Annotated in this window: 11 protein-coding genes; 7 read left to right on the top strand and 4 right to left on the bottom strand. The window is 67.8% G+C overall.

The features are described 5' to 3' along the window. The first annotated feature begins 27 nt into the window (after nt 1–27). Nucleotides 28–1,137 carry a toxic anion resistance protein gene (locus A9K58_RS15350; protein WP_065200169.1) on the top strand — a complete coding sequence of 370 codons (1,110 nt, stop codon included), beginning with the start codon at nt 28–30 and terminating at the stop codon, nt 1,135–1,137. A 76-nt stretch (nt 1,138–1,213) separates the two neighbouring features. Here A9K58_RS15350 and A9K58_RS15345 read toward each other — a convergent pair whose 3' ends face one another. Further along, nucleotides 1,214–2,101 carry a LysR family transcriptional regulator gene (locus A9K58_RS15345; RefSeq protein ID WP_065200168.1) on the bottom strand — a complete coding sequence of 296 codons (888 nt, stop codon included), beginning with the start codon at nt 2,099–2,101 and terminating at the stop codon, nt 1,214–1,216. 97 nt (nt 2,102–2,198) lie between these two features. Here A9K58_RS15345 and trpB point away from each other — a divergent pair, with 97 nt between their 5' ends. From trpB to glmM, 5 genes are all read left to right on the top strand, one after another. Continuing rightward, nucleotides 2,199–3,416: a tryptophan synthase subunit beta gene (gene trpB, locus A9K58_RS15340; protein WP_065200167.1), complete on the top strand. Its 1,218-nt coding sequence runs from the start codon at nt 2,199–2,201 to the stop codon at nt 3,414–3,416. After that, nucleotides 3,413–4,108: a hypothetical protein gene (locus A9K58_RS15335; protein ID WP_065200166.1), complete on the top strand. Its 696-nt coding sequence runs from the start codon at nt 3,413–3,415 to the stop codon at nt 4,106–4,108. Before trpB ends, A9K58_RS15335 begins: the two co-directional genes overlap by 4 nt. Before the next feature lies 1 nt (nt 4,109). After that, nucleotides 4,110–4,919, top strand: coding sequence for a tryptophan synthase subunit alpha (trpA, locus tag A9K58_RS15330; protein ID WP_065200165.1), 810 nt, complete (start codon nt 4,110–4,112; stop codon nt 4,917–4,919). A gap of 180 nt (nt 4,920–5,099) precedes the next feature. Beyond that, nucleotides 5,100–5,975, top strand: a complete 876-nt coding sequence (accD, locus tag A9K58_RS15325; RefSeq protein WP_065200164.1) for an acetyl-CoA carboxylase, carboxyltransferase subunit beta — start codon at nt 5,100–5,102, stop codon at nt 5,973–5,975. Further along, a complete protein-coding gene (glmM, locus tag A9K58_RS15320; RefSeq protein ID WP_065200163.1) occupies nt 5,975–7,336 on the top strand; it encodes a phosphoglucosamine mutase in 1,362 nt (453 codons plus the stop codon). The genes accD and glmM overlap by 1 nt, the downstream gene beginning before the upstream one ends. 81 nt (nt 7,337–7,417) lie before the next feature. On the opposite strand, the gene A9K58_RS15315 is transcribed toward glmM, so the two are convergent. The 3 genes from A9K58_RS15315 to A9K58_RS15305 are packed head-to-tail and all read right to left on the bottom strand — an operon-like array spanning nt 7,418 to nt 11,317. Continuing rightward, on the bottom strand, nt 7,418–8,275 hold the full coding sequence (locus A9K58_RS15315; RefSeq protein ID WP_065200162.1) for a polysaccharide deacetylase family protein: 858 nt from the start codon (nt 8,273–8,275) through the stop codon (nt 7,418–7,420). Then, nucleotides 8,268–9,413, bottom strand: a complete 1,146-nt coding sequence (locus tag A9K58_RS15310; RefSeq protein WP_065200161.1) for a glycosyltransferase family 4 protein — start codon at nt 9,411–9,413, stop codon at nt 8,268–8,270. Before A9K58_RS15310 ends, A9K58_RS15315 begins: the two co-directional genes overlap by 8 nt. Before the next feature lie 20 nt (nt 9,414–9,433). Then, entirely contained in the window at nt 9,434–11,317 is a 1,884-nt protein-coding gene (locus A9K58_RS15305) for a DUF3413 domain-containing protein (RefSeq protein WP_065200160.1), read from the bottom strand. A gap of 153 nt (nt 11,318–11,470) precedes the next feature. Between A9K58_RS15305 and A9K58_RS15300 the strand changes: the two genes are divergently transcribed. Then, nucleotides 11,471–12,448, top strand: a complete 978-nt coding sequence (locus A9K58_RS15300) for an isopenicillin N synthase family dioxygenase (protein ID WP_065200159.1) — start codon at nt 11,471–11,473, stop codon at nt 12,446–12,448. Nucleotides 12,449–12,604: the final 156 nt, after the last annotated feature.

Raw genomic sequence — 12,604 nt, 5'->3', positions numbered from 1 at the left:
GCTTACCCAACTGCAAGGAGACTGCCGATGACCCAGGACAGCCAGACCCCCGGTGCCCTCGTGCCCGGCACGACCACCGTCGCTCCGCTTGATGAAGGTGCACTGCAGGCACTGGGATTGGCCCGCGAGGATCTGCCCCGCATCGCCGAAATCCGTCGGGAGCTGGACGATCTGCGCCCGGGCAATCTGCAGGTCTTCGGTCGTGAAGCGGCCACGCGTACCGCGACGTTCTCCAGCCAGCTGCTGGACCAGGTGCGCAATCGTGATCTGGACGCCAGTGGCGAGAAGCTGGGCGAGGTGGTGCGTATCGCGCGCAGCCTGAAGCTGGATGGCTTCGCCCAGCGATCGAAGGTGCCGGTGATCGGTGGCCTGATCGACCGCCTGCGCGTATCCAAGGGCGAGCTGGTGCAGAAGTTCAGCGACACCAACGCGCAGATCGAGCAGTTGCTGGGCGACGTCGGTGTGCAGCAGGCGTTGATGGGCAAGCGCGTGGGCGAATTCGACCGCATGCACGACATCGTCCGTGAAGAACGCCATGCGCTCGGCCTGTATGCGGCAGCGGGCAAGCAGCGGCTGGCCGAACTGCAGGCCGAACAGCTGGCCGGGCAGGGCAGTGAGGATCCGCAGCAGCGCATCCGCCAGGGCGAGATCGACAACGCGATCCGTTTGATCGAGAAGCGCGTGTCCGACCTGCAGCTGATGCAGCATGCCGCCGACCAGTCGCTGCCGATGATCCGCCTGATCCAGGCCAACGCGCTGCAGCTGATCGAGAAATTCAACACCGTCCGCGACATCACCATTCCGTCGTGGAAGCGCCAGTTCGCCATCCAGCTCTCGCTGGGCGAGCAGAAGGCCGCGGTCGAACTGTCCACGGCCATCGATGATGCTACCAACGAGCTGATGCGCCGCAATGCCGACCTGCTGCGCCAGGCCTCGGTGGATACCGCGCGCAGCAACCAGCGCGGCGTGATCGACGTGGCCACGCTGCGCCACGTGCACGACCAGCTGATCGCCACGGTGGAAGAAGTGCGCAGCATCCATCGTGAGGGAATGCAGCAGCGGCAGCAGGCGGAAGTGGAACTGTCGCGCCTGCGCGAGGACCTGCAGCAGCGGCTGGCCGCGCCCACGGCGCCCTGAACGTAAAAAGGGGACGGAGGGGATTAAGTCGTATTCGCCACATACGAGGTGATTCCGTCCGGCCCCTTTCGCGTTGTCAGCGGAGTTGCTGGCCCACCCAATCGGCCAGCGCATCCACGCGCGCATCGTCCGGTCCGTCCGGCCGCGCCAGCACCCAGAAGCCGCCGGTGGCTGCAAACCCCCACGGTGCGACCAGCCGGCCCGCGGCTAGGTCTTCGGCCACCAGTGGCTCGGGCGCAATTGCCGGCCCCAGCCCGGCCACGGCGGCTTCCAGAAGGTAGTACAGGTGCTCGAAGGCGCTGCCCAGCTGCAGTTTCGACCCGTCCAGACCATGCGCCTGCGCCCACGCCGGCCACGCCTGTGGCCGTGAGCTGGTGTGCAGCAGCGTCTCCTGCAGCAGTGCCGAAGGCGGTTCATGCCGCAGGCGTTGCGCGGCCGGGTGCGATGGCGCCACCACGACGCCGACCCGTTCCGGCGCCAGCTCACGCACCTGCCAACCGCGCGGCCACGGCCCCTGTGCCAGCAACAGCACCGCGTCCAGTGCTGCCTGCGCCTCGGTAAAGCTGCCATCCAGCGCCGACCACTGCAGGCGCACGCCGGGCAGGGCGGCCTGCAGCGCAGGCAGGCGCGGGATCATCCAGCGCGCCAGCACGCTGCCGCTGCAGCCGAGCACCAGTGCCGGCGATGCTGCTGGCCGCCGCAGTTCGCGCACGCAGTCTTCGATGCCGCTGAAGGCTTCGCTGCACGCGGCCTGCAGGCGCGTGCCCGCCGCGGTCAGGCGCAGGCCACGACCGGCGCGCCTGAAAAGCGCCAGGCCAAGGTGGTCTTCCAGCAGCTTCAGCTGCCGGCTGACCGCACCGTGGGTGACGTGAAGATCCTGCGCGGCGCGGCCCACCCCGCCCAGACGGGCGGTGGCCTCGAACGCACGCAGCGCATTGAGCGGTGGTAGCAGGGAACGGCTCATGTGAGATTTCCTGACAATATGCGCCAGATAATATCCATTTTCCGGTCAAGACCCGTGCGCTAGAGTATCCATCTGTCTCGAACCTGCGGTCGCTTCCATGTCTGCCTCCCCCATTGCCGACTACCACGCCTTTCCGGATGCCCAGGGCCACTTCGGCCGCTATGGCGGCAGCTTCGTTGCCGAAACCCTGGTCGGCCCGCTGCAGGAGCTGGCCCAGGCGTACGACCAGGCCCGCCAGGACCCGGCGTTCCAGGCGGCCTACGACCGCGACCTGGCCCATTACGTGGGCCGGCCGAGCCCGATCTACCACGCCCAGCGCCTGAGCGACCATGTCGGCGGCGCGCAGATCCTGCTCAAGCGCGAAGACCTGAACCACACCGGCGCGCACAAGATCAACAACACCATCGGCCAGGCACTGCTGGCGGCGCGGATGGGCAAGAAGCGCATCATCGCCGAGACCGGTGCCGGCCAGCACGGCGTGGCCAGTGCCACCGTTGCCGCGCGGCTGGGCCTGGAATGCGTGGTGTACATGGGGGCCACCGACATCGAGCGGCAGAAGATCAACGTCTATCGCATGAAGCTGCTCGGCGCGACGGTGGTGCCGGTCACCTCCGGCTCGGCCACTCTGAAGGACGCGCTCAACGAAGCGATGCGCGACTGGGTGACCAATGTGCAGGACACCTTCTACATCATCGGCACGGTCGCCGGTCCGGATCCGTATCCGCGCATGGTGCGCGACTTCAACGCCATCGTCGGCCGCGAGGCGCGCGAGCAGATGCTGGCCGAATATGGCCGCCTGCCCGATGCGATCACTGCCTGCGTGGGCGGTGGCAGCAATGCCATCGGCCTGTTCCATGCCTTCCTGAACGATCACCAGGTCGAGATCGTCGGCGCCGAGGCCGCCGGTGATGGCATCGGCACTGGCCGCCATGCCGCCTCGATCGCGGCCGGTCGTCCTGGCGTGCTGCATGGAAACCGCACCTATGTGCTGTGCGACGACGATGGCCAGATCATTGAGACCCACTCGGTGTCCGCGGGCCTGGACTATCCGGGCGTCGGCCCGGAGCACGCGTTCCTGGCCGATACCGGCCGCGCCCGCTACCTCGGCATCACCGATGATGAGGCGTTGCACGCCTTCCACCTGCTGGCCCACACCGAAGGCATCCTGCCGGCGCTGGAATCCAGCCACGCGCTGGCGCAGGCGATCAAGCTGGCGCGCGAACGTCCGCGTGACCAGATCGTGCTGTGCAATCTGTCCGGCCGCGGTGACAAGGACGTGCACACGATCGCTGCGCGCGAAGGCCTGGTGCTGTGAATTGCATGCTGCGCCACGGCGGGGCGCTGGTGCTGGCGGTCGGCATGGGAGGCTGCAAACCGCCTGATCCGCCCGTCATGGCGCCGGCGGCGGCGTCTCGTGCGGCCATTGCGCCGGCACGCGAGGCCGCCAGCAATGAGGACGACGCCGCCCATCGACCGATCGAGGACGCGCCATCGCCCGCAGCCGACGCCCCGGCCGCACAGGGGGTTGCGCCTGCTGTGGTTTCGGTGGCGCTGGATCACGCGGGCGAGGTGCTGATCGGCCAGCGCTTCAGCGAACTGGAGGACGAGGCGCCGTGGCATTCGGCCGGCCTGGCCGAAGCAACGGCGGGGCACTGCGAGTACTACGAGCGCGGCACGCTGCCCGAGGGCGTGGCGATGATGGTGCAGGACGGCGATGTTGTGCGTTTTGATCTTGCCCCGATCGATGACTCGGGGCAGGTAGTGGTCCAGCCCGGGCCGTTCGGCCTGCGCCTGGACATGCCGCGTGCGCTGGCCCTGCAGCATCTGCCTGCGGGCGCGATCGCTCACGCCCACGGTGACGACGCTGGGGCGGGTGCCGGTGAATCCTTGCTCTGGCAGGACCCCGGTTCCGACCTGGCGATCCGCGTGGAGATCGTCGATGGCACGGTTTCCAGGATGTATTGGGGCGCCAGCGGCGCCGTTGACCTGATCGAAGGATGTACCTGACATGCCCGTTTCCCGACTCGATGCCTGTTTCCAGCGCCTGCGCGAGCAAAAGCGCAAGGCGCTGATTCCCTTCATCACCGCCGGTGACCCGTCGCTTGAAGCCACCGTGCCGGTCATGCACGCGCTGGTCGGGGCCGGTGCCGACGTGATCGAACTGGGCGTGCCGTTCTCCGACCCGATGGCCGATGGACCAACCATCCAGCGCAGCTCCGAGCGCGCGCTGGCGCGCGGTGCCGGCAGTCGCTACGTACTGCAGGCCGTCGCCCGGTTCCGGGAGCGCGACGTGCAGACCCCGGTGGTGCTGATGGGCTACCTGAACCCCGTGGAGATCCAGGGCTACGCGGCGTTCGCCAGGGCGGCCGTGGAGGCAGGCGTGGACGGCGTGCTGCTGGTCGATCTGCCGCCGGAAGAGGCCGGTGAAGCACAGCAGGCCTTCGATGCCGCCGGGCTTGCGCTGGTCCTGCTGGCATCGCCGACCACCAGCGAGGCGCGTGCCGGCAAGCTGCTGGCACTGGCCCGCGGCTACCTCTACTACGTCAGCTTCGCGGGCGTCACCGGTGCCTCCGAGCGCTTGGACAGCGCTGCTGCCAGCGCCCGCCTGCAGGTGCTGCGCGAGCGCGCTGCGGTGCCGGTGGTGGCGGGCTTCGGCATCAAGGACGCGGCAAGTGCCGCAGCCATGGCTCGCCAGGCCGATGGCGTGGTGGTCGGCAGTGCGCTGGTTGCCGCCCTCGCCGAGGCGGGTTCGGCAGACGATGCAGCGCAGCGGGCCGCCAGCTTCCTCGCCCCGTTGCGGCAGGCATTGGACGCGTGAGGGGAGGGCCGGGCATGGCCCGGCGTCCACCGCGCGATGTTTTCGCGCTAAACGTACGTCCCAGCATGGTTTTTTCCCGGCCGCCCGCTGGCGGCCAAGGGGTGCACGGGCGGGGGCTGCGGAGCTAGACTGTCCGCCTTTGCGGCCCTGGGGCCGCCCTGAACGGAAGTGTCCTCCCGCATGAGTTGGCTCAGCAAGTTGATGCCGTCCGGCATCCGCACCGACAACACCCCCAGCAAGAAGCGCAGCGTCCCCGAGGGCCTGTGGGAAAAGTGCAGCAACTGCGGCAGCGCGCTGTACCGGCCGGAGCTGGAAGAGAACCTGGAGGTGTGCCCGAAGTGTGGTCACCACATGGCGATCCGCGCGCGCGCGCGCCTGGCGGCGCTGTTCGACGCTGACAGCACCACCGAGATCGGTGCGCGCCTGGGCCCGACCGACCTGCTCAAGTTCAAGGACCAGAAGAAGTACAGCGAGCGCATCAAGATCGCCCAGAAGAACACCGGCGAGTACGACGCGCTGATCGCCATGCGCGGCCTGCTCAAGGGGCGCGCGCTGGTGGCGTCGTCGTTCGACTTTGCCTTCATGGGCGGCTCGATGGGGTCGGTGGTCGGTGAGCGCTTCTCGCTGGCTGCGGAAACCGCCGTTGAAATCGGCGCGCCTTACGTATGCTTCTCGCAGAGCGGTGGCGCCCGCATGCAGGAAGGGCTGTTCTCGCTGATGCAGATGGCCAAGACCTCCGCCGCACTGGGCAAGCTGCGCGAAGCGGGGCTGCCGTACATCTCGGTGCTGACCCATCCGACCACGGGGGGCGTGTCCGCCTCCTTCGCGATGCTGGGCGACATCAACATCGCCGAGCCGCAGGCGCTGATCGGCTTCGCCGGCCCGCGCGTGATCGAGCAGACGGTGCGCGAGAAGCTGCCGGAAGGCTTCCAGCGCTCGGAGTTCCTGCTCGAGCACGGCGCCATCGACCAGATCTGCGACCGCCGCGAACTGCGCGACCGCCTCGCCGACCTGTTGGCGATGCTGGGCCGCCAGCCGGCGCCGGGGGTGGCTTGATGGGGGGCCGCAAGTACTTCGGTACTGATGGCATCCGCGGGCGGGTCGGCCAAGGCGTGATCTCGGCCGACTTCGTGTTGCGGCTGGGCAATGCCCTGGGCCGTGTGCTGGTGGCCCAGAGCGACCAGGACGGGCGTCGGCCGATCGTGGTCATCGGCAAGGACACCCGCATTTCCGGCTACATGTTCGAGGCAGCGCTGGAAGCGGGCCTGGTCGCTGCGGGGGCCGATGTGCAACTGCTCGGCCCGATGCCGACCCCGGCCGTGGCGTTCCTGACCCGCACGCTGGGGGTGGACGCCGGGATCGTCATCAGCGCCTCGCACAACCCGCATTACGACAACGGCATCAAGTTCTTCTCCGCCCAGGGCGAGAAGCTCGACGATGCCACCGAGCTGGCCCTGGAGGCGGCGCTGGAGGTTCCATTCAGCACCGCCGAATCGGAGAGGCTGGGCAAGGCGTCGCGTGCGCGCGAAGCGGTCGGACGCTACATCGAATTCTGCAAGGCGAGCGTGCCGCGCACGTTCGACCTGCGTGGCATGCGCCTGGTGCTCGACTGCGCGCATGGCGCCACCTACCAGATCGCGCCACTGCTGTTCCGCGAACTGGGCGCCGAAGTGATCGGCATCGGTGCCGAACCCAATGGCGTCAACATCAACGCCGGCGTGGGCTCCACCCATATCGACAACCTCGCAGCCAAGGTCCGCGAGACGCGTGCCGACCTCGGCATCGCCTTCGATGGCGATGGCGACCGGGTGCTGATGGCCGATGACCAGGGCAACCCGGTCGATGGCGATGACCTGCTGTACATCCTGGCCCGTGCATGGAAGGCCGACGGTCGCCTGCATGGCCCGGTGGTGGGTACCCTGATGAGCAACTATGGGCTGGAAAAGGCCCTTGCCGACCTGGAAATCCCGTTCGTCCGCAGCAATGTCGGGGATCGCTACGTGCACCAGGCACTGGTCGAAGGTGGCGGCGTGCTCGGTGGCGAGGCTTCCGGCCACCTGCTGTGCCTGGATCGGGCGACCACCGGTGATGGCATCGTCAGTGCGCTGCAGGTACTGGTGGCGCTGCGCAACCGCGGGCAGTCCCTGCGCCAGGCGCTGCAGGGGCTGGTACGGGTACCGCAGAAGACCGTCAACGTGCGCTTGGGCAATGTCTCGGCCAAGGCCACGGTGCAGGTCGGCAGCGTGCAGGCCGCGCTGGCCGTCGCACAGCAGGCGGTCGCCGGTCGTGGCCGCGCATTCCTGCGCCCGTCCGGTACCGAGCCGGTGGTCCGGGTTACGGTCGAAGCCGATGACGCTGCACTGATGCAGGAGACTCTCGATCGCCTGTCCGAAGCGGTGCGCGCCGCCGTTGCCTGAGCCAGGGCCCGCAAACGCGACACCCGCAACGCCCCGGGAAATCCGGGGCGTTGTTCCTTGCAGGGCCCTCGCGCGGCAGCCTCAGGGGCCCGGCACCATCTTCTTCTGGCGTGCCTTGAAGCCGTTGAACAACGGTCCGATCAGCGGGTTGTAGCCCAGCCTGATGCGCTTGCGCAGCCAGCTGGCCGGGCGGTTGCGGATTGCGAAACGGTAGATGCGCTCCGGGTCGCCACCAATCACGTTGCGTCCGAAGGGATGGGTGGTGTGCAGGTAGCGGAAGCCGTGATCGCGCGCGACTTCGATGTGGTCCTGGTCGAAATCGCCGTAAGGCCAGCACAGCGTATCGGATACCGCACCGAGCTGGTCCAGAAGGACCTGGCGCGAGATCGCCAGGTCATTGCTGAGGCCGGCACGGCGCTGCGCACGGTCGAGGTCGTCGCGGCGCAGCCAGCGGGTATGGGTATGGGTGTGGCAATGCACCTCGAACGTGCCTGCGGCAATGGCCGCGCGTGCCTCGCTCCAGCGCATCATCACGTCGTCGCTGCGGCCCTGCTCGAAGATGGCCGCTTCGCAGCTGCGATGATCCGGCGTTGCCGGCAGTGCCGCCCCGGCGATGCCCGCATGCGGGCGTTCCGGGCCTTCGCCCATCCAGCCGGTCACCACGAACACCACTGCATGCATCCCGTACTTCTGCAGGATCGGGTGCGCATGCACCCAGTTGTCCAGATAGCCGTCGTCGAACGTGATCACGATCGACCTGCGCGGCACGGGCTTGCCGGCCAGGAAACCGGCGTACTGGTCCAGCGTCAGCGACGTCCACCCATTGCCCGCCAGCCAGGCGATCTGGCTTTCAAAGTTCTCGGGCGACACGGTGATCATGCCCGGCGAAGGGCTGACGTGATGGTGCATCAGCACCGGTACGGTTCGCGCGTCAGGCATGTCCAAGCTCCTTCAGCCACTGGTGGTAATAGTGTTCGGTGGCCTCGCCGTGGCCATCCGGGGTGAAGCGGTGCGCGCTGTGCATCCAGTCCCAGCCGGCCCGGCCCATCTGCCTCCGCCGTTCCGGATCGTCCACCAGCAGGCGCAACGCCCCGGTCAGGGCGGCATTGTCGCCCAGCCGGGTGAGGATCGCATTGCTGCCATCGATCACCATTTCCGGCACCCCGCCGACCCTCGTGGCCACGATCGGCACGCCGACGTAGGCCGCTTCCAGGAACACGGTACCGGCCGCTTCCTTGTGCGACGCCAGGGCGAAGATATCGAAACCGGCCATCAGCCGGCAGGCTCCGTCGCGGTAGCCGAGCAGGTGGATCTGCTGCTGCAGCCCATGCTCGGCGCGCAGGGACTGCAGTCGATCCATCACGGGCTGCCCATCGCCGATCACCACCAGGTGCAGGTTCGGGTGGGTCCTGCACAACGGCACCATGGCCCGCAGCAGGTCGGCATGGCCCTTGGGCTCGCGCAGCACGGCAACGCAGCCGACCACGACGTCCTGTTCACCGAAGCCGAGCTCGGCGCGCACTTCCGCACGTACGTCCTGCAGGCACTGCCAGGGATCGGCCTTGCGGATCTCGCTCCAGCGTGGTGGTACGGCGATCGGCGCCACGATGCCGATGTGCGTGGCCGGAACGCCGCGCTCGACCAGCAACTGCTTGACGAAGCTGCTTACGGTCAGCACCCGGTGCGGCAGGCCCGTGTAGGTCAGCAGTGAATTGACCGGGCTCATCAGGTGCCGCGAGCGCACCACCAGCGGCGTTCCGCCCAGCCGGGCTCCAGCGGCGGCGATCAGGGCATCGCGGCGGCTGGTGGTGTTGACCACGTCATAGCGCTCGCGGCGTACCAGCCGTGCCACCGACCAGATGCCACGCAGCAGGCGGGCGAAGCCGCCCATGCGCAGGGTATGCACGGTGAAGCCGTCCTCGCGCGCCAGCGTGGCCAGCTTCGCGTCGGGCTGGCACAGCAGCGATACCTCGTGGCCGCGCGCGCGCATCACCTGCATGTGGCGCAGGATGTAGGTTTCCTGCCCGCCCATTCCCTTGGCGGCTTCAGTGTGCAGGATGCGCAGCGGACGGTTCATGCAGGATCGATCCTTGAGGGTCAACGGTTGCGGAAGCGGGTCAGCGCTTCCCATGCAGCGCGGATGGCGGACGCATCCGGGGCCTGCCGTGGCAGCGGGCGGTAGTCCAGGTCCAGCGCGGTCGCGTTTCCGAACTTGTCGAACACATAGATGGCATCGCCATGCCGGACCGCCCGCTGCGACCAGCTTTCCACCACCAGCGCACGTCCGCCGGAGGCTTCGGCCAGCAGGTCCTGGCCGGTGCTGAAGTCGCTCAATGCGTTTTCGCAACCCAGTGCATGGCGCATCAGGGTCGGCACCCAGTCTTCATGCGAGCTGATGCGCGCGTCCCGGCCCGTGGGCTGGCCCGGCCAATGCAGCACGAACGGCACCTGCAGCTGGTAGTCCGAGAAATTGCCGTTGTGGCCCCAGTAGTTCAGCTTGAGGTCGTTGAATTCTTCTGCGTGGTCGCCGGTGACCAGCACGATGGTGTCCTGCTCAAGGCCCTGTGCGCGCAGATCGTCCATCAGCTCGCCGATCAGGTGATCGGCATAATGCACGGCGGTCCGGTAGCGGTTGAGCTCCGGCGCCGGATCGTGGTCGGGGCCGAACTTGGGGAAGTCGATGTCCTGGGCCATCGGCGTGGCCACTGCCGGATAGCCGGGCGGCATGTGGTAGGGCGCGTGGGTGGCATCAAGGAACACGAAGCCGAACCACGGTGTACGCGCAGCCTGGCTGGCACGGATGTCCCGCCGCAGTGAAGCAACGATGGCCTGGTCGCGTTCCGCGGAGTCCAGTGCCGGCGGTCCCTGGTGCAGCCGGTCGCGTACATCGGCAAAGGCGGTGCGATCGAATTCCGGGCTGTACAGGGGGGCGCTGCCGTACAGGTGCAGGGCGTATCCCTGTTGGCCCAGTACCTGGAACAGCTGCGAGCCGCGCTGCTCGTCGAGCATGCTCTGCCAGTAGCCGCCAGGCAGGCCGTAGAGCAGGCCGAACAGGCCGTAGCGGGTGGCATTACCGGTACTGAAATGGCGGTCGTACACGCGCGAAGACTGCGCGAGCGCCGAGACGTGCGGCATCAGCTGCGGGGTCAGGGCATCGTGGCGCAGCGACTCCAGCACCACCATCAGCACGTTCGGCCGATGCGGGCTCTGGCAGCGCAGCGGCTGCAGCGGATACAGCAGCTGCGCATGACGCGGGTCAGGCAGGCCTGCCTGCTGTTCGCTGACCACGCCCAGCCTGCGCATGAAGCTCTTGGCGGTGATCGGCTGGGCCCATGGCAGGTAGTTCCATTGGCTGATGACGTCACGGTCGCCGCGGGCATCGTAGTACGCCGTCGCGACCTGGCCACCGGCCATCAGCAAAGCGGCCAGCGCCCATGCCTGCACGATGCGGCGGCGACGCGGTGGCGCTGGCAGCAGTCTCCAGCAGGCCCAGGCCAGCAGCGCCTCGGCGGTGAAGATGGCGCCGCCCAGCAGGCCGACCTGCATCCAGGTCTTGGGCGACAGGGCGACCTGGTCGTGCAGGGCGCCACCGAACACCATGTTCACCACCATGGCATTGAGGTGGAAGCGATACAGGGTGAAGACCTTGGCGTCGACCAGCAGCAGGGACAGCCACAGGCCCTGCAGCAGCACCGCACTGATGCTCAGCGTGCGCGCGCGGCCTGGCCACAGGCCCAGCAGGAGCGGCAGCAGGCCGGCCAGCGCACCGAACGCCAGCAGGTGTCCGGGCAGGGCGACGGCCAGATAGGCCAGGCCTGCGCCGCCTCCCGGGTTGTCGGCCAGGGGGACGTTGCCGAGGGTGATCATCATGGCCAGGAGCGCGTTGCAGGCCACGAACAGTGACCACCAGGCCAGTCGATGCCAGCGGCGAGCCGGGCCGGGAAGCAGAGGGGCGTCGGCGGAAGGAGCAGCGGAGAGCATGGACGATCGAGGTGGCAGGCGGGGCGGGACGGGGTCGGCCCGGTTGTGATGGAATCGTTAACCCGCGCGCGGGTTGCGCATTGTATCGGTTTGTTTCTTCGTATCGAGTGGCGCGCACGGGTCGATCTGTCACAATGTTCAGGTGGGCCATGAATGCGCAGGCCCCGCAGACCCAACGACAAGCCAGGAACCGCTGTGAGCCAGATTCCCACCCTCGACATCACCCGTTTCGACAGCGACCGCGAGGCCTTCGTGGCCGAGCTGGGCGCGGCGTACCGCCAATGGGGATTCGCAGGTATCCGCAACCACGGCATCCCGCAGGCCGACATCGACGCGGCCTACGATGCCTTCAAGGCCTTCTTTGCCCTGCCCGAAGAGGTCAAGCGCAAGTACCACGTGCCCGGCAGTGGTGGCGCTCGCGGCTACACGCCGTTTGGCGTGGAGACCGCCAAGGGGTCCAAGCACTTTGACCTGAAGGAGTTCTGGCACATTGGCCGCGAGATCCCTGACGACTCCAAGTACCGTGACGTGATGGCGCCGAACCTGTGGCCTGTCGAAGTCGAGGGCTTCCGTGAGCGCGGCTATGGGCTGTACCAGGCGCTGGACAACCTGGGCTCGCGCGTGCTGTCGGCGCTGGCCCTGCACATCGGCCTGCCGGAAGACTTCTTCGCCGACAAGACCAACTTCGGCAACTCGATCCTGCGTCCGATCCATTACCCGCCGATCACCACCGACGACATTCCGAACGTGCGTGCGGGTGCCCATGGCGACATCAACTTCATCACCCTGCTGGTGGGCGCCAGCGCGGCCGGCCTGGAAGTGCAGTCGCACGACGGCGAATGGGTGCCATTCACGTCAGACGCGGACACCATCGTCGTCAACATCGGTGACATGCTCCAGCGCCTGACCAACCATGTGTATCCGTCGACCATCCATCGGGTGGTCAACCCCCCGGGCGACCTGGCGCGCCAGCCGCGCTATTCGGTGCCGTTCTTCCTGCACCCGAATCCGGATTACCTGATCGACGTGCTGCCCTCGTGCATAACCGCGGACAACCCGAGCCGGTACCCGGAGCCGATCACCGCCCACGGCTTCCTCGAGGAGCGCCTGCGCGAGATCAAGCTGAAGTAAAGAAAAGTGAGGCCGCCGAAAGGCGGCCTTTTTCTTTGCAGGGTTGCACCCTGTACCCGCAGAGGCCAAGGCCAAGGCCAAGGCGGCTCTGGGGTGTTCCGTGGGGAGGCGGGGAGGTGTCGGATGGGTTTACGGCGTCCCCCGACATCCCCACCC

Origin of the sequence: Stenotrophomonas maltophilia (assembly GCF_001676385.1) — a bacterium.
Classification (GTDB): Bacteria; Pseudomonadota; Gammaproteobacteria; order Xanthomonadales; family Xanthomonadaceae; genus Stenotrophomonas; species Stenotrophomonas maltophilia_J.
The sequence above is the reverse complement of the archived record's forward strand: the minus strand, read 5'-3'. Positions and strand labels throughout refer to the sequence as shown.

Bases quoted from the DNA above. Each gene is read 5' to 3' on its own strand.
- A9K58_RS15350 (WP_065200169.1), top strand. From the start codon at position 28: ATGACCCAGGACAGCCAGACCCCCGGTGCCCTCGTGCCCGGCACGACC.
- A9K58_RS15345 (WP_065200168.1), bottom strand. From the start codon at position 2,101: ATGAGCCGTTCCCTGCTACCACCGCTCAATGCGCTGCGTGCGTTCGAG.
- trpB (WP_065200167.1), top strand. From the start codon at position 2,199: ATGTCTGCCTCCCCCATTGCCGACTACCACGCCTTTCCGGATGCCCAG.
- trpA (WP_065200165.1), top strand. From the start codon at position 4,110: ATGCCCGTTTCCCGACTCGATGCCTGTTTCCAGCGCCTGCGCGAGCAA.
- accD (WP_065200164.1), top strand. From the start codon at position 5,100: ATGAGTTGGCTCAGCAAGTTGATGCCGTCCGGCATCCGCACCGACAAC.
- glmM (WP_065200163.1), top strand. From the start codon at position 5,975: ATGGGGGGCCGCAAGTACTTCGGTACTGATGGCATCCGCGGGCGGGTC.
- A9K58_RS15315 (WP_065200162.1), bottom strand. From the start codon at position 8,275: ATGCCTGACGCGCGAACCGTACCGGTGCTGATGCACCATCACGTCAGC.
- A9K58_RS15310 (WP_065200161.1), bottom strand. From the start codon at position 9,413: ATGAACCGTCCGCTGCGCATCCTGCACACTGAAGCCGCCAAGGGAATG.
- A9K58_RS15305 (WP_065200160.1), bottom strand. From the start codon at position 11,317: ATGCTCTCCGCTGCTCCTTCCGCCGACGCCCCTCTGCTTCCCGGCCCG.
- A9K58_RS15300 (WP_065200159.1), top strand. From the start codon at position 11,471: ATGCGCAGGCCCCGCAGACCCAACGACAAGCCAGGAACCGCTGTGAGC.